The organism is Staphylococcus sp. EG-SA-17 (genome assembly GCF_017151845.1).
Taxonomy (GTDB): Bacteria; Bacillota; Bacilli; order Staphylococcales; family Staphylococcaceae; genus Staphylococcus; species Staphylococcus aureus.
The window spans coordinates 78,567-101,612 of the sequence record NZ_JACVZO010000001.1 but is presented as its reverse complement, the minus strand read 5'-3'; the positions used below and the strand labels follow the sequence as shown (position 1 = coordinate 101,612).

At 31.8% G+C, this 23,046-nt stretch carries 22 protein-coding genes; 1 reads left to right on the top strand and 21 read right to left on the bottom strand.

What is annotated here, in order from left to right:
- Window positions 1-117: 117 nt before the first annotated feature.
- The 7 genes from IDG65_RS00510 to graX form a co-directional block, all read right to left on the bottom strand.
- Window positions 118-1,125, bottom strand: coding sequence for an inorganic phosphate transporter (locus IDG65_RS00510; RefSeq protein ID WP_000120370.1), 1,008 nt, complete (start codon window positions 1,123-1,125; stop codon window positions 118-120).
- 15 nt (window positions 1,126-1,140) lie between these two features.
- Complete coding sequence (locus IDG65_RS00505; protein ID WP_000491755.1) at window positions 1,141-1,758, bottom strand: DUF47 domain-containing protein; 618 nt, start codon at window positions 1,756-1,758, stop codon at window positions 1,141-1,143.
- A gap of 613 nt (window positions 1,759-2,371) precedes the next feature.
- Window positions 2,372-4,261, bottom strand: coding sequence for an FtsX-like permease family protein (locus tag IDG65_RS00500; RefSeq protein WP_000009398.1), 1,890 nt, complete (start codon window positions 4,259-4,261; stop codon window positions 2,372-2,374).
- Window positions 4,251-5,012 (bottom strand): ABC transporter ATP-binding protein VraF, encoded by a 762-nt coding sequence (gene vraF / locus IDG65_RS00495; protein WP_000153733.1) that lies wholly within the window; start codon window positions 5,010-5,012, stop codon window positions 4,251-4,253. The genes IDG65_RS00500 and vraF overlap by 11 nt, the downstream gene beginning before the upstream one ends.
- A gap of 146 nt (window positions 5,013-5,158) precedes the next feature.
- Complete coding sequence (graS, locus tag IDG65_RS00490) at window positions 5,159-6,199, bottom strand: histidine kinase GraS/ApsS (protein ID WP_001061259.1); 1,041 nt, start codon at window positions 6,197-6,199, stop codon at window positions 5,159-5,161.
- Window positions 6,192-6,866 (bottom strand): response regulator transcription factor GraR/ApsR, encoded by a 675-nt coding sequence (gene graR, locus IDG65_RS00485; RefSeq protein ID WP_206174004.1) that lies wholly within the window; start codon window positions 6,864-6,866, stop codon window positions 6,192-6,194. The genes graS and graR overlap by 8 nt, the downstream gene beginning before the upstream one ends.
- Window positions 6,867-6,881: 15 nt before the next feature.
- Window positions 6,882-7,805, bottom strand: a complete 924-nt coding sequence (gene graX / locus IDG65_RS00480; RefSeq protein WP_000802952.1) for an auxiliary protein GraX/ApsX — start codon at window positions 7,803-7,805, stop codon at window positions 6,882-6,884.
- A 112-nt stretch (window positions 7,806-7,917) separates the two neighbouring features.
- On the opposite strand from graX, the gene IDG65_RS00475 reads away from it, so the two are divergent.
- Window positions 7,918-8,424 (top strand): GNAT family N-acetyltransferase, encoded by a 507-nt coding sequence (locus IDG65_RS00475; protein WP_000940129.1) that lies wholly within the window; start codon window positions 7,918-7,920, stop codon window positions 8,422-8,424.
- Between the two features lie 208 nt (window positions 8,425-8,632).
- On the opposite strand, the gene IDG65_RS00470 is transcribed toward IDG65_RS00475, so the two are convergent.
- The 14 genes from IDG65_RS00470 to IDG65_RS00405 all read right to left on the bottom strand — a co-directional run bounded on the left by IDG65_RS00470 (window position 8,633) and on the right by IDG65_RS00405 (window position 22,708).
- Window positions 8,633-9,061 carry a hypothetical protein gene (locus IDG65_RS00470; RefSeq protein ID WP_000198504.1) on the bottom strand — a complete coding sequence of 143 codons (429 nt, stop codon included), beginning with the start codon at window positions 9,059-9,061 and terminating at the stop codon, window positions 8,633-8,635.
- Between the two features lie 328 nt (window positions 9,062-9,389).
- Window positions 9,390-10,433: an alpha/beta hydrolase gene (locus tag IDG65_RS00465; RefSeq protein WP_001078080.1), complete on the bottom strand. Its 1,044-nt coding sequence runs from the start codon at window positions 10,431-10,433 to the stop codon at window positions 9,390-9,392.
- Between the two features lie 150 nt (window positions 10,434-10,583).
- The gene (locus IDG65_RS00460) at window positions 10,584-11,651 is read right to left on the bottom strand and encodes a YkvI family membrane protein (protein WP_000980142.1); all 1,068 of its coding nucleotides are present in this window, start codon (window positions 11,649-11,651) and stop codon (window positions 10,584-10,586) included.
- Window positions 11,652-12,107: 456 nt separating this feature from the next.
- The gene (locus tag IDG65_RS00455) at window positions 12,108-12,605 is read right to left on the bottom strand and encodes a hypothetical protein (RefSeq protein WP_001164085.1); all 498 of its coding nucleotides are present in this window, start codon (window positions 12,603-12,605) and stop codon (window positions 12,108-12,110) included.
- A 115-nt stretch (window positions 12,606-12,720) separates the two neighbouring features.
- On the bottom strand, window positions 12,721-13,083 hold the full coding sequence (gene dhaM, locus IDG65_RS00450; RefSeq protein WP_001124162.1) for a dihydroxyacetone kinase phosphoryl donor subunit DhaM: 363 nt from the start codon (window positions 13,081-13,083) through the stop codon (window positions 12,721-12,723).
- Window positions 13,076-13,660 (bottom strand): dihydroxyacetone kinase subunit DhaL, encoded by a 585-nt coding sequence (dhaL, locus tag IDG65_RS00445; protein WP_000867208.1) that lies wholly within the window; start codon window positions 13,658-13,660, stop codon window positions 13,076-13,078. Before dhaL ends, dhaM begins: the two co-directional genes overlap by 8 nt.
- A gap of 41 nt (window positions 13,661-13,701) precedes the next feature.
- The gene (gene dhaK, locus IDG65_RS00440; protein ID WP_000976274.1) at window positions 13,702-14,670 is read right to left on the bottom strand and encodes a dihydroxyacetone kinase subunit DhaK; all 969 of its coding nucleotides are present in this window, start codon (window positions 14,668-14,670) and stop codon (window positions 13,702-13,704) included.
- Between the two features lie 233 nt (window positions 14,671-14,903).
- Window positions 14,904-15,920: a FecCD family ABC transporter permease gene (locus IDG65_RS00435; RefSeq protein WP_000625899.1), complete on the bottom strand. Its 1,017-nt coding sequence runs from the start codon at window positions 15,918-15,920 to the stop codon at window positions 14,904-14,906.
- The gene (locus IDG65_RS00430) at window positions 15,917-16,921 is read right to left on the bottom strand and encodes a FecCD family ABC transporter permease (RefSeq protein WP_000184750.1); all 1,005 of its coding nucleotides are present in this window, start codon (window positions 16,919-16,921) and stop codon (window positions 15,917-15,919) included. Before IDG65_RS00430 ends, IDG65_RS00435 begins: the two co-directional genes overlap by 4 nt.
- A gap of 35 nt (window positions 16,922-16,956) precedes the next feature.
- Entirely contained in the window at window positions 16,957-17,754 is a 798-nt protein-coding gene (locus IDG65_RS00425; RefSeq protein ID WP_001080809.1) for an ABC transporter ATP-binding protein, read from the bottom strand.
- A 280-nt stretch (window positions 17,755-18,034) separates the two neighbouring features.
- Window positions 18,035-18,868 (bottom strand): YitT family protein, encoded by an 834-nt coding sequence (locus IDG65_RS00420; protein WP_001044662.1) that lies wholly within the window; start codon window positions 18,866-18,868, stop codon window positions 18,035-18,037.
- Between the two features lie 177 nt (window positions 18,869-19,045).
- Window positions 19,046-19,138 carry a hypothetical protein gene (locus IDG65_RS00415; protein WP_001788321.1) on the bottom strand — a complete coding sequence of 31 codons (93 nt, stop codon included), beginning with the start codon at window positions 19,136-19,138 and terminating at the stop codon, window positions 19,046-19,048.
- Window positions 19,139-19,392: 254 nt separating this feature from the next.
- The gene (locus IDG65_RS00410) at window positions 19,393-20,622 is read right to left on the bottom strand and encodes a NupC/NupG family nucleoside CNT transporter (protein ID WP_000479279.1); all 1,230 of its coding nucleotides are present in this window, start codon (window positions 20,620-20,622) and stop codon (window positions 19,393-19,395) included.
- 358 nt (window positions 20,623-20,980) lie between these two features.
- Complete coding sequence (locus IDG65_RS00405; protein ID WP_000817950.1) at window positions 20,981-22,708, bottom strand: ABC transporter ATP-binding protein; 1,728 nt, start codon at window positions 22,706-22,708, stop codon at window positions 20,981-20,983.
- Between the last annotated feature and the right edge of the window lie 338 nt (window positions 22,709-23,046).

The window sequence follows — 23,046 nt, the reverse complement described above, 5'->3', positions numbered from 1 at the left end:
TTGTCTTGGTCATTCTATGTAAATTCTATAAAATATGTTATCTATTTACATAAAAAACTGAACTTCAATACCACCACATTTTTGTGATACTGAAGTTCAGTTTAGTTTTATTTTCAATTAGAAAAATAAGTTAAGTATATAGAATAGTAAACCTGCTAACAATGCTGAAATAGGTAATGTAATCACCCATGTAATGATCATTCGTTGCGCAGTACTCCATTTTACACCTTTAGCTCGGTTAGAAGCACCAACACCTAAGATTGATGATGACACAACGTGAGTTGTTGATAATGGGAAATGTAGCGATGATGCAACAAAAATTGTTAATGCAGATGATAAATCGGCCGCAGCACCATTTGCTGGACGTATTTTCATAATATTACCACCTACAGTTTTGATAATTTTCCAGCCACCAATTGCAGTACCAAGCCCCATTGCTGTCGCACAGGCAAATTTTACCCATAACTGTGGTTCAACGCTGCCATCATTCTGTACATTAGCAACAATCAATGCCAACGTAATAATACCCATTGATTTTTGCGCATCATTCGTACCGTGAGAGAATGATTGTAACGCTGCTGTGAAAATTTGGAAAAATCTAAAGTTACGATTCGCTCTTGTTAAATTTGCATTTTTAAAGATAACTTTAAAAATTGAATACATCAAGAAACCAACACAAAATGCGATAATCGGTGAAACGATTAATACAATAATAATTTTTGTGAAACCTTGGTAATGTAACACTCCAAATGAGCCTTCAGATGCGATTGCTGCTCCCGCAATTGAACCTATAAGTGCATGTGAAGACGAACTTGGAATTCCGTAAAACCAAGTAGCTAAATTCCAAACAATAGCCGCAAGTATTGCAGCTAACACAACAACTAAGCCATTTTCCAATTTAAATGGATCGACAATGTCTTTAGTAATGGTGCCTGCAACGCCCGTAAATGTTAAAGCACCTATAAAGTTCATCACTGCTGCCATTAAAATTGCCGTTTTAGGCGTTAACGCTCTAGTAGATACAGCAGTAGCTACTGCATTGGCTGTATCATGGAATCCATTGATAAAGTCAAATATCAGCGAGAAAATAACTACAGCTATAGTGACGATGATTATATATGACATAAATATAAACTCCCCTTAGCTATTTTTCATAATAATAGTTTCAAAATTATTTGCTACGATTTGACATTTATCAGCGATTTCTTCCATGCTTTCATAAATATCTTTTATTTTAATTAAAGTGATTGGATCTGTTTCGCTATTGAAAATATGTTTAATTGACTGTCTTAAAATACCATCACAGTTTGTTTCAAATTCTTTAATATTAATTGAATGAATACGCATATGTGATAATTTTTTATCGACTAATAAGCCGACAGCAAGTTTCATTTCTGCAACTGCTTTTTGAATGTTATCAACAAACTCAGCCATATATTCATCTGTGTATTCGATTGAATACATTTCAAACATAGCTGCCGTTTCTTCAATTGCATCTAAAACATCATCAATTGCATCACATAATGATAAAATATCTTCACGTTCAATTGGTGTGATAAATGTTTGATTTAAATCAGTAATTACTTGATGTACTAATTCGTCACCATGTGACTCATAAGTTTTAATGTTGTCTGAGTATGCTTTTAAATCTAAATGAGTATTGAAATCCATTTTACCGAATTCAATAGCAGCACGATCCAGATTGAAAACCATCTCTTCTAATTGAACCATAAACTTATCTTTTTTCTTACTAAACATTTAAAATCCTCCATTTAAGCGATTGTCACCAATCACATTCAGTTATAATTTGTTTCAAATTAAGACAAGTGAATTTACAAACTAATGATACAAATTTGTTATTATCAATCGTCAGTATAATTTAAGTGTACTGATATTAATTTCAAAAATGCCTCACAGTAAACAATTTACTGTATTTGCCCTTATATGAAAATAGCACAAAATTTACAATCCCACAATTCAATTTACAAATTTTTAACAATTCCGAAACTTAACTTTTACATAAAATTTAAATAGTGGTAGGCATTTGTTTTGAAAAACTTGATATATAGGCAATTTGTTATCTACAAAACTCTAATAATTGTAAATGGACATAGTTGGAAATTAAACAACGATGCAATATTTATTACATATCTTTTACATATTAAAACTCACTTATCTTTCTTCTAACTATTCTTATTTCATATTTCTTTCAATGCCTATGGCTCTATTTTCTCACATTTAATACAATTTACAAAGTTGAAACATATACATTAAAACTGTCGTGCCCGGATTTATAACTATCCAAAAATAAAAGCTTTCAGTATAGCTCATGAATCTTAATTCACTAGCCTACTGAAAGCTGCTATATATATTAAATTGAGTGTCTGATTGTACGCTTAGAATGATTATAAGCTGTTATTGCAAAAATGGCATACATACAAATATATAATCCCATTACTATAAATATCGGTATTTGATTCGTTGTCCCCATCAATTTCATATATGCTAATGATGTAAAATATGCATGTGAAAGTGCAATGACTAATGGCAATCCAAAATTAAACGCAATTTTAAATTTTAATCCTTTTGCCATATCTTTTTGTGTAAATCCAAGTTTTCTAAGAATACTATAATTTTCTAACTCGTCTTCAGTTTCATCTATTTGTTTAATGTATATGATACAACATACGGCAATTAGGAAACTAATTCCTAAAAATGAGGTTACAAATAACAATATTCCCGTTAAACTCGATATCGAACTTATGGCTTCACTTCTTGTTTCAATAGATTTGTCAACTTTATTTGTTGCTTTTTCCAAAGCTAACATATCTTTTTTATGTTTTAAATCAAATCCAAATTGAGAAACAATGTGTTTTGGCTTAGTATACTTTCTTATCTCTTGATAATCTTGATCGTTTAACACAAATGTCGGTCCACCTAAGTCAACATCAGTCATAAAGTAAATTTTATTGATATCTTTACGTAATTTAATATCCACATGGTGCTTTTTCGTTCCTATCACTGCCTTACCATGTTTCTTATGCTTCACTAAATCTTTAATAGAGCCTTCCGCTACAAATAAATCAGCCTGACCACGTTTCAAATCCGTATTAGGAATATATTTATCACTAGTAATTGTTACATTATATGGTTCCTTTGCTTTTATATCAAATAAGTCATCCTTATAAAGTTTTGTATGAATCACTTCTTTATAATTATAAAAATGAGGAATTTTTTGGTTGTTCAATTCACTTGCTAACTGATTCGCCTTCTGTTGATCTTTAATCGTAACATCATGAGGTGACGTGTACTTAATTTCACTTGATAAAGTTGCTCTACTGATAGCAGCAAAACAAAGTACTGATAAAGTAATAGCTGAAATAATTGCCATAACAGTAAGTGAAAATGCATTTTTCTGAATACGATACATAATAGATGAAGAAAACATGACATCATTTACACTTATTACACCTTTTTTAAACCTTTTAATAATTTTAAATACCAGGGATACTGAACTTTTAAAAAATAAATACGCCCCAATTACTGTCGCAAACAATATAAACATAAGGACGCCAAATGCATCATAGTAATGTACAATGCGTAAAGAGTAGTAATACCCACTGATGATTAAAATAATACCTAGAATTCCTAGTATAACTTCTTCAAATGTAATTTTATTATGATTCATTTGCTTAGCCTGATTATGCTTTGATAGTTCTGAAATAGATTGTTTCAATACTAAGATAAGATTTTGAGCTGCAGTTAGGAAATAAGCAACGCCAATTAATAATAGCGTCTCAAACACTGCTTTAAAGCTGAAAATAATTGGAACCTTTTCTTTGATACCTAATAAAGTAAACACTATCATTAATAAAATTTTAGAACCAAAGATACCAATCGTAATGCCCAATATAGCTGTTATTGAAAATATTAATAATTGTTCAAACATCAATATATATATAATGTTGTATTTGGATAAACCTAATGTTTGATATAATGCAAGTTCAGAACTACGACGTTTAAGAAATAGTAAATTGGCATATAGCAAAAAGGCAATAATGATAAAAAATAGAAAGTAACTACCTACTTGCGATCCTTCTTTAATAATGGGATATGTCTCAGTTATGTTAATGCTATGAGTATATTTTAGTGCTACGAAGCTAAAAAACAAAACTACACTTGTAATTAGCGAAAAAAGATAAATGGCATAATGTGATAAATTTTGGCGGAAATTTTTAAATATAATCTCATTAAAACTCATAATTAATGCCACCTAAAACACTTTGTACACGTATGATTTCTTTAAAGAAAGTATGTTTGTCATCATCACCTTGATATAACTCCGTGAATATTTGCCCATCTTTAAGCATCACTACTCGATTTGCATAGCTAGCTGCAACCGGATCATGTGTCACCATAATAATCGTCGTCTTAATCTCTTCATTCATTTTCATTAATCGCTTTAATAAATCTTGTGTACTTTTCGAATCGAGTGCACCTGTAGGTTCATCGGCAAATATAATAGAAGGCAATGTTATAAATGCTCTGGCAGCTGATGTTCGTTGTCTTTGACCACCAGACAATTCGGATGGATATTTATCACTGATGTCTAATATATTTAATGCTTCTGCCACTTTTTCATAACGATCTAACATTGTGTCCTTATCTAATTTCTGAACCGTTAATGGTAACATGATATTTTCTTTAACAGTCAATGTATGCAGTAAATTATATTCTTGAAAAATAAAACCAATATCATGCTTTCGAATATCAGATAATGCTTTGTTTGAAAGCTTTTCAAGTTTGTGTCCTTTTAGTGTGATGGAACCTTGCGAAATATAATCAATTGAACTCAAAACATTTAATAAGGTCGTTTTACCAGATCCTGAAGGTCCCATAATAGCAATAAATTCACCTTCTTCAACAGACATATTGATATCTCGCAGAACTTCTTGTGCCATTTTCTTATTGCCATATATTTTTGTTAATTGTTTTACTTCTAATATTGTCACTTTAACACTCCTATATTTATCTTAACTTCATTTCCTTTATATTCAATTTGGCACGCTTACCTTCAATTTTGTATTTAATTAACATCTATTTGATTATATCGTTGAAGTGGTCATGATGTATCAATTCTAAGTAACAAAACGCATGTTTAAAATGACAGATTTGTCACTTCTGACATGCGCTCAACAATTTCATTTTGTAATGGGAAGATCAATTTAACCGTTGTTCCTTTTCCAATAGTCGAAGTGACTTGTAATTGTATTCCTAATTGATCTTTCACACTATCCACTAAGTATAGACCCATGCCGGAGGATGTCGTTTCATTTCTGTTAGCCGTTGACGTAAACCCACGTTCAAATATTCGAGGCATATCTTTTTTACTAATACCTCTTCCGTGATCCTTGATGATTAACGCAACATGTTGATCAATTAATTCCGTTGAAATATCAACATTATAATTCTCACTATATTTCAAAGCATTTGATAAAATCTGTCTAATAATCATACGACACCATTTTATATCCGTGTACACATGATTATCCACTTTAAAGTCAACATCAAAACCAATACCTTTAACCTGACTAATATGTCTTGTTAATTGTATTTCATCAATGACCATGCGTTTAAGTGACACGTAATCAAAATACATATCTTTGCGTTGAGATTCTAATCTCGTAATATACAATTGCGTATCTAACATCGAGTTAATACGTGACCATTCAAATAATAGCGCTTGTTTTCTTTCTTGATTCTCTTCTTGGTCAATTAATAATTTCATGGCTGTCACAGGTGTTTTTATGTCGTGCACAAATTCTGTAATGGTTTGTTCATGCATGTTCAATTGTAACTGTTGGTCGACCACTTTATCTTTATGCGCTAAAATTTGACGATATAAATAATCAACTGTATGACGTTGAAATGGCGTTTCCGCTAAATCTTTATGTTTAATTTCTTCTATTTCTTTATCTTTGTCAAAATGCTTATATAATTTTACTTCTTTAAAATATGTCAATATAAGAAAAATCATTGTTAAACTTAAATTCAAAGAAACAATATAAAATAAACTGTCTATTGGAAAATCATAATCGATAAGACTAATGCCTAACATAAGCAAGTTTAAAAACAATATCCAAAATATCCAGTTCATGCGAGATTTCAAAAAATAAGCTACCCATTTCAAATTATTCATGAGCCATATATCCTTTTCCTACTTTTGTTTCGATTGCACTATCCATACTAATTTCAGATAATTTTTTTCGTAAACGATTCACATTTACTGTTAACGTATTATCACTAACAAATGCTTCATCATCCCATAATGCAGTGATAATTGTATCTCTCGAAACGATTTGATTTTTTTTGGTAATAAGAATTTCTAAAATAATCATTTCTGTTTTAGACAGGAAAATCGTCTGATCACCTTTTTGTATACTGTCTTTTGATAGATCAACGACAGCATCTTGCCAAGTCAATGTACGTTTTTCTTCAGCTGTAAACTCATAGACACGACGATAAATCGCTTGTAATTTAGCAATTAATACATTTGTATAAAAAGGCTTTTGCATATAATCATCTGCGCCAAGTTCCATACTCATCACTTGATCCATCGGGTTGTCACGAGATGATAAGAATAATATTGGCACATTGGAAACTTCTCTCATTTTTCTGCACCAATAAAACCCATCATATTTAGGTAATTGAACATCCAATATAACAATTTCAGGATTAAAACTTTCAAATGTATCCATTACTTTGCCGAAATCTTCAATACCAGCAACATTAAAATCCCATTGTCCTAATTCTTTTTTCAATTCTTGAAACAAAGTATTGTCATCTTCTACTAGTAGTATTTGCATCCATATCACCCAATATCATTTAGTATATTTCATATTTTCTCCTGATTTTAATCGACTTTGAAAATCTTTAATCCGGCAGTCAACTTCAAAGCCATGAATCATCATTTTTTGCATTGGTGCTTGTATAAAGTAATAAATCGGCCAAAATAATCGAGGGATATAATCGTATAGATGTATATAAACGACTGCCGACTCTTTGATTAATCTAAATTCTAACTTCCCTTGATTAACTGTATATTTTTTCACTAAACTTCCACTCAATAAAATTAAAGTTATTATTCCATCAGCTGTCTCTTCTATTTTAAATACTGCGAGCGGTCGCACCTTATTCTTAATATATATCTTAAATTGATCATGTGATTTTTCTGTTTTCACAAAAGTTCCTTTAGTATAACCTATCCATGCAATAAAATGGTTTACAACGTTCTTTAATGTCCATCCCTTTGGTAAAACTACCTTCATCGTTGATCTAACATCATCATACTTTGAAACTTGTAATTCTACATTAACTAAAGAACGTTTAAAAACTAAATTTGTTGTTTCTACAGTTGTACCATATGCACCTAGGCGTTCAATTGTTTCATTATCATAACGACTCCCAGGTATGTAGATTACTTTTTTTACTTGATTGATAGCAGCTGCTCGACCAAAATTATCTGCTGCGATTAATGTTAAATCTCTTGCTGATGATTGTGTTATTTTGGCAGAGTTCTTTGTTGGGTCGATAAAGAATACAGCAATATCTACTTGATTCATTGCTGCAACAACCTGTTCGTAATGAAATATATCACACTGAATCCAAGTCATTTCAACATCATCTGTTTTTTTATTGTCTGGATATTTTGATATAGCAAAAAGTTCCGCATCATTTTCAATCACTTCACTTAAATACTTACCAATATACCCTGTTCCACCTGCTAATAAAACTTTAGGTTTCATCTAAAATACTCCTTTAAACTGTAACCAAAAAACATATTACTCTACCTTTTGGTTAAATATATATTATAATAGTAGCAAATGTTTTAAAATTTCAAAATACTGGAGGCTTTTTATGGCCCATATTATACGTAGAGTTAGTATCAAAGATGTAGAAAATTTCATTTCAATGTTAGCGAAAATATACGACGAATCTCCGTATATGTTTTACACACCAGGAGAATATGATCCTAGCGTCACATCGGCTAGTAAACAATTAGAAGAATATATCACTTCTCCACATAAAGTCATCTTTGTTGCTGAAAGTGATGAACAACTCGTTGGCTTTGCCTTTGTTAATACGACACCATTTCAACGCATTAAACATGTTGCTAAAATTGATTTAGGTGTAAAGAAATTATATCAACATCGTGGAATTGGCCAAGCACTTCTTGATGCCATTATGGCTTGGTGTTTAAACAATCAAATACACCGAATTGAAGCAAATGTACCACTCAATAACCAACCTGCCCTCGAGCTTTTTAAAAGTGCCGATTTTCAAATCGAAGGCGTTTTAAAAGATAAGTTATTTATCGATGGTAAATATTACGATGACTATATGATGGCTAAAATTCTTAATTAAAGCTATTTTATCATAATCTTGTATCAGAATCGCATAACAACGAATTTAATGGTTACCTAATACATTACTCATCCTTATCAATGTCATCTAATTTTAAATGAATGCGTATACTCTTATTCATTTATCAAATTTAAATTCAAAATAAAACACCACTAATGTGTAATTGATTAACTATCAACTACGGTTAGTGGTGCTTTATATATGTTGTTTAGTTTTCCTTACTATAAAAATCTTCGAGTCTAAAATCTATATCCGGTAATTTTTCATATATCTTATCCTGATACTGATTGTTTTGATTGTAAGCTTCTTCAGTAATTAACCTACCTTTACGCTTAATTCCATAATCTTGTACGAATAAATTATTATTTCTATTTATTTTGTAATACGGTACAACATTCGCACTAAATTTTACTCGTTGATGAATAAGTTCCATTGCCAATGCATAGTATTTATTTGTCTCATATAACCATAAATGATCTATTGATACACCTGAAACAAATACATCTTTTAATAATATTCTTACATTCGGCTTAAATGTGCTATGTCTATCTAAATAATTTTTAAACAAAACACGTTGTATACGTCCAGTAACCATAACGCGTTTATTTTTAAATGGTTTTAATGCTGACCTTGTCATTCCCTTTCACAACCTTATTTCAAATCACTTCGTGCTCAATCTATATTTTAATTTTTCTTTTGAATTCTTTTCAATTTATAAATTTATTATATCATGTACACACTGTTTTTCGACTATTTAGTTGTAAAAAGTTATTTTCAGGTTTAAAACAAATTAGTTTGTAAAATAAATGTCACATCATAATAGAGTGAGATAGAAATGATAAAGAACCGCTAACAATTTATTATATCTCAGACTCTTACACATTAGCCCCACATGTTTTAAATTCTTCGTTTTCAATTTGAAGGTCTTAAATGTTGTTTAAGTAATAAATTACTACTGTTTATTATTAGTTTAAAGGATTTAACGGTAATTCATTACTCGGATTTTCTATTTGTGGTTTCTCTTCAGTTTGAATACCACTAGAAGATGTATTACGACTTAAGAACAGTAACACTTTTTTGATATTATCTATCGATTCAGGTTTATTAAGGTGAAATTGATACTGATGATGTAAATGATGCGTACCATCATAAAACAAAGTATCTACTGGTACATTCAATTCTTGTAATTTCTTACTGAATTCTATATTTTGACTTTCGAATGGATCGCTATCTCCAACAGATAAAAATGTTGGTGGATAATTTTTTGTCGATTGTTTTACTGTCGACATTTGTGAAATGTTTTTAAAACTCTTTTCCCAATCTTCTTCGCCAGTATAACTTTTCATAAATAACTGTATTCTTGGAAACTCAGTTTCTCTAACTGTTTGCATATTATAAAAACCACCAAATAGTATAGCACCTTTAATTTGCGATGGTTTGAATGACTGATCAAATTTCATGGCTTTTCTTAAGCGATCATTCGTCTGTATTGCCGTAAATTGACTAGCCAGTTGTGCGCCAGCAGAATCACCGCCAATAACTACTTGATTAAAATCAATAGGTAAATTCATTTTATTTTCTTTAATGAATTGAGTTGCTTGATTCATTTGAATTAATGGTGTGGGATATTTATATTGTGGCGCCAATGCATAATTTACATTCACAACAATGTACCCTTGTTCAGCAATTTTCGCTAATAATGGGTTTTTATACTGCTTATCACCCGCAATATAACCACCACCGTGCATCCAAAAAATAACTGGCAGTTTGGCATTAGAAGACATATCAACAGGTGTAATAATATCTAATTTACTGTTAGGGAAAACTCTATTGTATGTAAGATTTTGATAAATGCGCACATTTTTATTTTTAATATTAATTTTGTCTTTATTAGCATGGTTCTCATTTGTAGTTTGGTCATAATGTTGTTTCAGATGAAATGCTAACAATACACTGATTACAGTTATAAAAAGCGCAGTTATCATCGTCCATTTATTATCTCTATTCATTACATCGTACCTCTCTATTTGTTAGACGCTCATATTAATAGACTGAATAAATATAAAAAGCAATTCGCCCAATAAGAGTAGAGACGAATTGCTTTTAAGGTTAAAACAAAGTGATTCAATTGTAAAGTTTCGGATATCCATCATATGATATTAAGCAATATGTTTTTTATCCGCATTTTTACGTTTGAAATATTTAATAATTACAGCTACTACAATAAATAAGCCTACATATCCCATAATTGTATATAACTTATTAATTAATTCAGCAAATCCTACGAAACTTAATAAATAACCTGCTACCATCATTATAATAATAAAGATATGATAATTTTTACTGTATGGTTCTGTAAAACGTGCTGCAAATGAATACATTAGTCCTAGAATAGTATTATACATAACCGCAAGCATAATAACAGATAACACGGTTGCTATTAACGGATGAATGTTATTGGCTAATGTTAATGTTGGAATTGATGCATTTTTAATTGTAGGATATTCACTTTGTAAAGCAAAGTTGATCAATGCTAGTAATACAGTATAGATAATACCACCATACATCGCGCCTGCACCTGACACTGTACGTTTTTCAGTATCCCCACCGATTGCTACGATGGTACTAAAACCTACAGAAAAAGCTAATCCACCATATATTGTACCAAACCAGATTCCCTTCCAGATACTTGCTTCAGGCACTACTTGGTTAACTTCTGCTAATGAAACATGACCTTTAAATAAATAAACGCCAGCGATTAATACAACTAAAACAATTAAAAATGGTGTAACAACACCAAGGGCACGTACTATCTTATTAAAGTCTAATAGCAATGTTACATAAATTGCTAATGTCATAATTAATGCACCTAGCCATGTAGGTATGTTATAACTTTCTTCAAATGTTGCGCCTGCACCAGCTATCATGGTTACAGCTATACCAAATAAGAAGAAGATTAAAATATAATCAAAGACTTTACTAAACTTTTCACCGAATACGTATTGTAATGTTGATTCATGGTTTGTCGCTTCAAAGGCAGTACCAATTTTTGCTACTTGGCGCCCAATAAAAGCTAAAATAAAACCAGATATAATCACACCCAAATAAGCCCACAAGCCATATTTAGTGAAAAATTGCATAACTTCTTGTCCTGTTGAAAATCCTGCGCCCACTACAATGCCGACGTAGGCAAATCCAATTTTTGTTGCTTCTTTATTCATCATCATGTGAATAATAGACCTCCTTAATTTTGCACAGTGTGCATTATAACGTACTGAAAATTAATTGCAAGTCACATAGGTTATTTTTCACTTTTTCAAAATTGCTCAATCCATTCACATTATCACGTTCAATGACATTTAAAAAAATTATAAATTTATGCTTTTATAATGCAGTCATACGAACCTTTGTATAGGAAAAATGATTAATAATTGTGCTTCTTAACTTACGTATTTTTAGTTAAATTTCGAAAAATACATATCAAAATCTCTCAGTTAATAAGGTTTAAACCATCTATCGTATGTTCTTTATTAAAATGTATAAATTTATAAAATGTTGTATAAAAACCATTTGTGCACACAAGTACACTTCGTTAGTTTTTAAGTATAAAAAAAGGCTGGAACATATGTCCCAACCCAACCAAATGTTAAAACTATTATTAAGCTAATATAATTGAAATGTAATTAACGTGCATTACGTTGGTGTAATTCATTTATATCAACAACAACGTTGTCCATACGTTTGGCAGTGTCTTTTAAGACGTTACGAGCAACATTATTATTAGGATCTAATTTTAAAATTTGCTTGGCGATATCAAAAGCCTTCTTATCTGAAATAACAGGTGTTGGTATCGCATGCAATAATAACATTTGTAACAAACTTTTAACTTCTTTGCCGTCAGTAAGTTTTATGGAAGCGTCTGCATGATAATAAGCAGAATCCAAAGCACCTTCATATTCACTTAGTGGATACACAAGCAATAAAAATGCTAAGTCATGCATTTCAGATGATTCTTCGTACTTAATCATATCTAAAATACATGTATAAAACATCATACTTTCTACTTCATGCGCACTTGAAATATATGCTTCTTCAAATTCCATAAAATCTGTTTCGGACATCAATTGTCGTACTAAATCAAACTCGCCATTCAATACATGTTTTTTTATAAGGTGTTGCATGGCAATGTCCTCCTATTTCTCCAGATTTTATTAAACATTTACATATATACTATCATATTTTTTATAAAGTTTCATTTGAAAAAGGTTTACATTTTTCATTATTAGTAAATTTTAACTAAAATGATTGTTTGATTTCTGCTAATGCATCATCAATTGAACCGCCGATTGACAGCTTTACTGCTGCGATAAAACTGCCTTCAACAATTGGTGCATCAACTTTTAACACACGATGATTACCATCATACATTTCAATTGCCATATCTACATTCATTTCTGAAGATCCAATATCGTAAAAACACATTGCATCATCATCTAATTCAGTTAAAGCTTCTTGAATGATATCAAATGAAGTTCCAATTGAACCATCTGGTAATCCCCCGATTGGTATAATATCAACGTCACCAGCCATTTGCTTTAACAAAGATTTTGTACCATTTGCAATTTCTTTACTATGGCTAACAAGTATAATTTTAGGCATTATCTTCATCTCCTATCAAAGCGTTTAAAATATAAACCATACTTTGAGCACCTGGATCTATATAACCTTTTGATTCTTCTCCAAAATATGCAGCTCTACCTTTCGTTGCTACCATATCTTTTGTATTATCTGCTAATTGTTGTAAATCATTAAATGTTAAAGTTTCACCATTTTTAAGCTTCTCTGCTGCTCGTGCTACTACATCATACATTGTCTTTTCATTTAAAGTAACTTTCCCACGTGATTCGACCGCTTCGGCAAATGCTTGAATTAGTGTAGTGAAATCTTGATTATCCATATCATCTTTAGTAACTGCAGACATTTTAACAAAGCTAAAGCCATACAGTGGTCCTGATGCACCGCCAACATTTGACATCAATGCCATACCAGTCGATTTGAACAATGATTGCATTGAGCTATCATCAAGTTTTTCTTTAAGACTACTAAACCCTCGAACCATGTTAACCCCGTGGTCACCATCACCAATTGCTCGATCTAATTCAGTTAATTCAGATTCATGTTTTTTAAACGTTTCTTCTAAATTTAATAAACGCGCTTTCATATCATTCACTTTCATTTGTGCCACCTCATAAATGTATATTTATTCATATTCACTGCTTATTTAAAGTATTGACTTGTTGTTGGTGCTAAAAATGCTTCCAGATATTCTGGTTTATTAGGCACGATAGTTATAGAAAAACCTTGCATGTCTAAAGATGTCATATAATCACCAACAAACCATTTAACAACATTAACCGTTCTTGCAGTTAAATTTTGTTGAATATATTTAGTTACGATATTTAATTCAGATAACGGCGTACCTCCCATTCCATTTACCATTACTATGACCTCATTGGCAGTAACTTCTTTATACAATTCGTCTAATAATGTTCTAACAATATGATCAATATCCTTTACTTCTTCCCTATGAATACCTTTTTCACCATGTATACCAATGCCAATTTCCATTTTGTCGTCTTCAATATCAAAGCCATATTTTCCAGTAGTTGGAACAAGCGGTGGCTCAATTGCCATACCAATACTTTTAATTTCAGGTAACAACGCTTCTACACGCGATTTAATCTCGCCTAATGCGAGCCCTTTTTCTGAAAGATAACCGGCAAGCTTATGAACAAACACTGTTCCTGCAACACCACGACGTTGTGCTTCATTTGTCACAGCAATGTCGTCACGAACAATAACTGTTTCAACATTTATACCTTCCATTTCTGCAAGCTCTTGTGCCATTTCAAAATTCATCACGTCACCTGCATAGTTTTTCACAACTAGTAATACACCATCACCTGTATCTACTGCTTTAATAGCTTCTAATATTTTATCTGGTGTAGGTGAAGTAAATACCTCGCCACAAACCGCTGCATCTAGCATACCTTCTGCAACAAAACCGGCATGCGCAGGTTCATGTCCGCTTCCACCTCCAGAGACTATTGCTACACCATGTTCTTTCTTATCTTTTTTTACAATAACTGTATTAGCAATCAGATCTAACTCTGGGTGCGCAATTAACAATCCTTCAAGCATATCAGTTAAAAATGTTTCTTTTTTATTGATTAACTTTTTCATCATGTTGTACCTCCTTGGTATTATCAGTCATAGTATAAAACAGAATAAATGAATGCGCTATCATAAAGGGTTAACCTGATACCGTTATCAAATATATTTTTGATAAGATCCTCTTGATAACTTAATGGTTCATTATTGAAAAAGTAAATAGTCTTGAGTGACTCATTAAATAAAAAATGCTATGAAAAGCCTTATAATAAAGTGCCTTTCATAGCAATATGTTGTGTCCTTTGACACTATACGTTTTTCGTTTTGTACATTAAATATAAGAAATACGGTGCACCAATAATTGCTACGACAATACCTGCTGGAACCCCACCTGGTTGTAATACAATTTTGCCAATTGTATCAGCTATAACAAGTAAACATGCCCCTACTAAAATGGCAATTGGTAAAAACAACTGGTGACGTGGTCCAACGATACGTTTGGCAATATGCGGGCCCATTAATCCGATAAACGAAATTGAACCTGCTACTGCTACAGCAGCAGATGATAACATCACTGCGATAAAGAATAATATTAAACGTTCTCTGCTTAACCTTACACCTAGACCTCGTGCAATATTATCACCCGTATGAATAATATTTAGTGTATTCGATTTAAATAGTAAGTAAGGAATAATAATCAACACCCACGGTAAAAATGCAATGACAAATGGCCATTCGTCACCCCAAATATTACCTGCAAACCAAGCAGCGATGAAATCAGATTGCTTATCATCAAATTTTGACATAATTGTAATTGAGCCACCATACAATGCTGTTTGTAAACCTACACCTATTAATACCATACTCGCAGGTGTAACACCTTCATTTTTATTAAAACTGAAAATAAAAATAATCAATGCAGCGGTGATACCACCTAGTATACTTATTAACGGCAGTACATAAACAAAGTTGTCAGCATTAATTTTACCAATTGCAATAAATAATGCGATTGCAAATCCGCCGCCTGCATTAATACCTAATATACCGGGTTCAGCTATTGGATTTTTTGTGACACTTTGCACTATTGCACCACTAATACTAAGCGCTGCGCCTGCCAAAATAGTAATCATCATCCGAGGTAACCTGAAATCTAATAAGATTAGCTCATCAATGGCATCACCTTGTCCAATTAAAGTTTTGAAAAATCTTTCAACTGGTATGTTGTATTCACCTGAGGTGATACTCCAAGTACAACCTAGAAATAGTAGAATGCTAAAAACAGCCAGTGCAATCCATCGTCTGCGTTTATTATTTGAACTAATCATATTGAGCGTCCTCCTTTTTTAACTAAATATAAAAAGTAAGGAACACCGATAAATGAAATGATTGCACCAACAGGCGCTTCTCCTAAATATCGTGCTATCACATCGGCAACAAGCACGAGTATCCCACCCAACAAGGCTGTTAATGGTAGAATTTTAGCATAATCAGTTCCAATTAAAAATCTTGCTATATGAGGTACCATCAAACCTACAAATGCAACTTGTCCAGCGATAGCAACTGCTATACCTGCTAGAATCATAGCAATAATTAAACATATGCCTCTGATCATTGTTACATTTTGACCTAAACCTTTAGCTAATGATTCACCAAGATTTAAAATGGTAAGTTGTTTACTAATTGTTAATATAATGAATAACGCAATTCCAATTAATGGAATTGCCCACTTAAGGTGTGACCATGTTGTGCCTGAAACGCCTCCAGCAGTCCAAAATGTTACTGTTTGATTTAGTCTAAAAGCTAATGCAATACCTTGACTTAGCGCTGTTAACATAGCACTTACTGCTGCACCCGCTAAAATAATACGCATCGGATTAAATCCATCACGTCTAGATCGGCCTATCATTAATACAATAGCCCCTCCTAGAATAGCACCTAAAAATCCAGCAAACATCAATATTAAAAATGAAGTGTTTGGTAAAACTGCATATGTTAATGCTAAAGCAAATGAAGCACCTGAATTTAAACCTATGAGCGCCGGATCAGCAAGACCATTACGAGTAACACCTTGTATAATCGCACCAGAAACTGCAAGCGCCATACCCACAATTACTGCTGCTATATTTCTGGGAATCCTAATCTCATTGATGATGTTTTGCTGCTGATTGCTAGGATTATAATTAAAAATAGCCTCTATAATTGTAGAGGCTTGAATTTTGGCGTCACCTATTAATGTAGAAATAAATAGTATGATTAGTAGTATCATACTTAAACCTATAATATAGTATAAAAACTTCAATGGCGTTGGATTCTCTCTATTTGTCATGTTAATTGTCCTTTTTATCATATTAACTTACTTAATTAAGAATAAGCTCTGCGACATAAGTCATAAGTTACCAGTAAAGGTTTTCCAGTTTTAGGATCTTTACTTAAAACAACATCAATATTAAAAACTTTTTCTAAAATTTCCTGTGTTAATACGTCTTCTGTTGAACCTGTAGCGATGATATCGCCTTCTTTCATCGCAATAAGATGATCTGAGAAACGAATCGCTTGGTTAATATCATGAAGAACCATGACAATTGTACAACCTTGTTCCTGATTTAACTTCTGAACTAATTCTAGTATTTCTAATTGATGACAGATATCTAAATATGTTGTTGGTTCGTCTAAAAAGATAATATCAGTTCTTTGTGCTAATGCCATTGCAATCCAAACACGTTGTCTTTGACCACCACTTAAATCATTGATTGAACGGTGTCGAAATGTATCAGTTCCTGTAACTTCCATTGCCCAATCAATTTCTTTCTTATCCTCAGCAGTTAATCTACCAAATCCTTTTTGATGTGGAAAACGACCATATGAAACTAATTCTCCAACAGTTAAGCCATCTGCTACTTCAGGTGATTGAGGTAAAATAGCTATTTTTTTTGCAATCTCTTTCGTAGATTGTGTATGAATATTTTCACCATCTAAAAATACTTCACCTTCTTTAACTGCCAATAAACGTGACAATGCCTTTAGCAAAGTAGATTTCCCGCAGCCGTTAGGACCAATGATTGACGTCACTTTGCCATCTGGTATTTCAACATCTAATTTATTTATAATCGTGTTATCCCCGTAACCAATTTTAACTTGTTGTCCATGCAAACGATTCATAATTTCCCTACTTTCATTAAATTCTTTCTGTTTATAAAAAATAATTTCTATTTTTAAATTATCAATTTTCAAAGGCACCCCAATTGATAATGATTATCATGAACATCATTATAACATTTTTCAATCTTATTGACTAACATTACTTTTTAAATTGGATAGCTCGATTTGTCATGTCTTGTATATTACTTTTATAAAATAAAAAACGCCCACAGATAAGTCTTCATAGTTCAAAAACTTGTCCGTGGACTTCTATTTAAGTATGTGTGCTCATACCATTTATTTATTCATCTGCAAGAAAGCCATTACCATAGACATCTCTTACATCATGAATTACAAGGAATGCATCTTTATCGATTTGTTTAATTAATCGCTTTGCTTTTGAAACTTGTGTTTTAGAAATAACAACGTATAAGACATCTTTTTCTTCACGCGTATAATAGCCATGTCCGTTTAAAATGGTTAAACCTCTTCCAATTTGCTCGTCTATTGCTTTGGCAAGTTTGTCGGGATTAGTTGAAATAATCGTCATAGCTTTTTTAGTGTTTAAACCTTCTATGACATATTCCATCACTTTTGTTCCTATATAAAGTGATATTACTGTTACTAATACTTTATCAAGTGGAATAACTGTAAGTGAAATTGCAACAACGATCATATCGAAGAAAAGCAAAGCATATGGCGTGCTTACATCGAGGTATTTCGTTGCAATTCTCGCCAAAATTGTTGTACCTGCTGTTGTACCGCCTGCAAGGATAATTACTCCGATTCCTAGTCCAACGCTTACACCACCAAAAATGGCATTCACAATGCTGTTTCCAGTTTCAACTTGCCATGATTCTGTTAAACTCAAAAATATTGAAATAAGAATTGTTACAAGAATAGTTAAGTACATACTTCTCTTACTCAAAAATTTATAACCTATGGCAATCAATACTGCGTTGACCAAGAAGTTAGTGATGGCTGGTGAAATATGAAACGCATAATATAAAATAATTGCTAAACCTGTAACCCCGCCTTCACCTAAGTTACCAGAAATAATAAATGCATTTACACCTGCAGCAAAGATAAATGAACCTAAGACAACTAGTATTAAATCTTTAACCGTTTTATTCACGAAACCATCCCCTTTATATATTTATTAGACTATAAAAATAGTAGCACAACAAAAATGCTGTCACAACTCTATGGAAAGAGTTCTAACAAAGATTTACTATTTAACTAATTTATATGAAAAATAGCTTTCCCTTATAAATATCACTCACAATATAATAATTAAAAATATTCTGAATTTTTAATTTACTTTCATTTCATTGTCTGCTATAATGTTTTTAACTTCTTCAATAGAGAAGTTATCTCCTTTGTGTTGTTTATAATAACAAAACAAATTTTGCTCGAAGTACTATGACTGTACCTAGTCCTTACTGTCATATGTACAATAATATTCATTTCCCATAAAAGCCAAGTGTATTACCATGTGCACTTGGTTTTTATAATGCTTCAATTTCGGTAACTTTAAAAATATTTAAATATCTTTATATCAATAATAAAAAAGTCCAAGCATCTCACCTATATCAATAGACGACATGCCTGAACATATTTATTAGTTAAAATGTATTATCGAAGTCACACTTCAACATATTACCATGCAAATAAACCAACGAAAGCTGCTGTTAATAATGAAACTAGGATACCTGATAATAGCATCATAGGCACATATTTAGATACAAAGTCTGATGTCTTTTTATCAACAATGCCTTTCAATGTACCGATAATCATACCAATCGTTGAGAAGTTTGCAAATGAAATTAAGAATGTTGTAATAACCGCACGATGGTGTGGTGTATACGATGCAATATCTTTAGAAATTTCACCCATAACAACAAATTCATTTGTAACAATTTTCTTAGCCATTTGTTGTGCTACCAACCACGCTTCATCATAAGGTAAACCGAGTAATAGCGCAAATGGATACATAAACACACCTAAAATTTGGTTTAAACCGAAACTACCTTTTATGCCTATCCATCCTGCTATCAATCCTGTAATCAAATTGATAAAACGATCAAATAGATCAGCTAACGCTACAAAACTAATAACAAATGCGATGATGATTAATACTAATTTACCTGCTGCTAATACAGAATCTCCAAGGAATGAGAAGAATGGTTGACGTTCAACTTCATTGTTTTTAAGACTGTAAATAATATCTTCTTTCTCTTCAACACTTACTGGATTCAACAAGCATGACACAATAATCGCGTTAACGATATTTAGTGGAATTGCCGTTAGTACCAGTTCTCCTGGTACCATTTGTACATACGCACCTACAATAGCTCCCGATACAGAGCTCATTGACATCATTGCGATTGTTAATACACGCATTTCATTCATACGTTTTAGTTGCTCACTTGATACGGCTAATGCTTCAGTATTTCCTAAGAACATCATTTCTATCCCAAAGAATGACTCGAATTTAGGTTGTCTTGTTACTTTAGCTAGTAACCAACCAATACCTCCAATAATTTTCGGTAAAATATTAAAGTACATTAAGATATCAAATAATGGCACTATTAATAATATTGGGAATAAGGCTGCAACAGCCATATCCATCATTTTAACATTTGTCAAACTTGCAAATGCAAAACCTGTACCAGCATGCGCTGACTGAACTACCCAAGCGATACCATTGGCTGCTCCTCTTACTGCTTTTTGACCCCAATCAAAATAAATAAAGAACCATGCTAAAAACAGGTTTAAAACAACTAAGATCCCAATTGATTGCCATTGGATATTTTTGCGATCTCTTGAAAATAATACCGCAATACCAAGAAATACAATTAGACCAATAATGTTGATTAATAAAAACATTTGGCACCCACCTATGATTTAATTTTTTAAAAATTTAGAAACATTGAAATATCAAACTTCTGTACCGTGGACTCTAAAATCAGTTAAATTGCTATGTAAAATATGAAGAATTATGACTCGTGGCTACAGTATTTAATATATGTATGTTTGCTTATAACTTGTATTATACCATGAGCATTTTTTTCTTAAAATATCGATTTCATTAATTTAAGAATTATTATGTCGTAACTTCTCAAATGATTTAAAATAGACAAAAGCTTGAAGCAATTTATTAACATCTATATCCATCAATGTGCCACGCTTTAATTTCCTCGATGGTATATCTGTACTTGCTCCAAGCTTACTTATATATATAAAATTAATCTGTTAATTTTTGAGACACTACAAAGTTTTTATACTTCGCATGTGATGCCATTAGTTCTGAATGCGTACCTTTACCTGTTACCTGTCCTTTGTCTAAGAATATAATTTGACCGGCTTTTTTAATTGTAGACAAACGATGCGCAATGACAATCGTTGTTCTACCTTCCATCAATGTTTCTAAAGCTTCTTGAATTTTCAATTCACTTTCACTATCGAGATTAGCTGTTGCTTCATCAAGTAACAAAATATCGGGATTTTTAACAAAACTTCTAGCAATATCAATACGTTGACGTTGTCCGCCAGACAGTTTCAATCCTCGTTCACCTACAAGCGTGTCATATCCTTCATCAAATTGCATGATAAAATCATGACAGTTCGCTAATTTAGCATAATTAATAAGTTCTTCATCTGAAACATGACGATTAATTCCGTATAAAATATTGTCTCTAATTGTACCACTCATCATCGAATTTGATTGCATAACATATCCAATTTTGCGTCGCCACTTAGATAACGGGATATCATAGACACTTTCAAGGCCATATTTAATATCACCTGACTCAATTTCATACATACGTTCTATCAGATTAAATATCGTACTTTTACCAGATCCAGAAGGACCTACAAAAGCACTCACTTGCCCTTGTGGGATTTGGAACGACACATCATCTAATATTTTCTTCACATCATATTTAAAGTCTACATGTTCAAATGACAACACACCGTCATCAATTAATACATTTTCAGAATCTTCAAGAGCTTCTGTCGGTTCAATAGGTTCTTGCATGATTTCGTATATTCTACTACTTGCACCGACTGCCTTTTTATAGTCTGTAACTAACGTTGAAAGATTGATTAAAGGCATCGATAATTGAATAACATAAAATATCATTGCAATTAATGTACCTGCAGTGATTGCACCAGTCGCAATTTCTAATGCACCAAAACCTAAAATAATTGCAATTGTTAGCAACATAACAATACCTGAAATTGGTTGTACAACTGCCGCAATTTTAGCCTGTTTCAAACCTAATTTATATATTTCATTCAAATTTTTATGTGCATTATCTAATTCAAGTCGCTCTGTATTTGATATTTTAACAAGACGCATTTCAGTTAGGACACGCCCTAACAAACCACTAAAGTTTGCAATTTCAGATTGTGTATTTGTCGATATTTTTTGCATAATACGTCCTAGAGGAATCATAATTAAAACAAATATCGGTATCGTTATAAATGTTAATAATGTCATTTTCCAATCTAAAATAAATAACATGATTAGTGACCCAACTAATGTAACGATTGATGGTAATAAGTTGGGTAGCTTTTGTGAAATAAATTCATTTATCACTTTCGTATCGTCAGTTAATCGACTCATTAATTGACCACTTTCATTTTTATCAAAGAATGGCATTTTTAATTGTATGATATGCTCCCATAAAACTGAGCGTATCGCGTAAATAATTTTTTCACCAATTTTACTTAATAAATATAAACCTAATCCGCTTAATAAAGCATTGATGACAAAGATACCACCAAATAATGCGATTAGATTCCAATTGATATGGCTCACGGAAAATTTATCTACAATTCGTCCAGTAAACAGTGGCACTAATAGTCCACTTAAGCTCCCTAGTGATGAAATAGTGATAGCTGCAACGATAAGACCCACTGGCCATGATAGTTTTTTAAATAAGAAAAACAATGGATTTTCTCGTTTCATAGTTTTACCTCTTTTGTTTGAAATTTATAGTTAATTCATTTAGATAGATACATGCATTTCTATCATATACTTTCTCCCAACAAAACTTTAAAAATCAAATAAAGTATTGCCCCAAAATACCGTTCATAACATTTATATGATAGAATATTTCTATTGCATTTTTTGTAATAACTTCTCAAAGTTTTTATATTAAAACATGATAATTAATCGCTTTTGAGTAAGTTTGCTCTTCGTACAAACATTATAACACCTTTAGCTACACACGTAATATATTTGCATTATTTTTCAAATAAACCGCAAGAAACTTAATTTTCAACAATTTAATTAAGGTGAAGTGA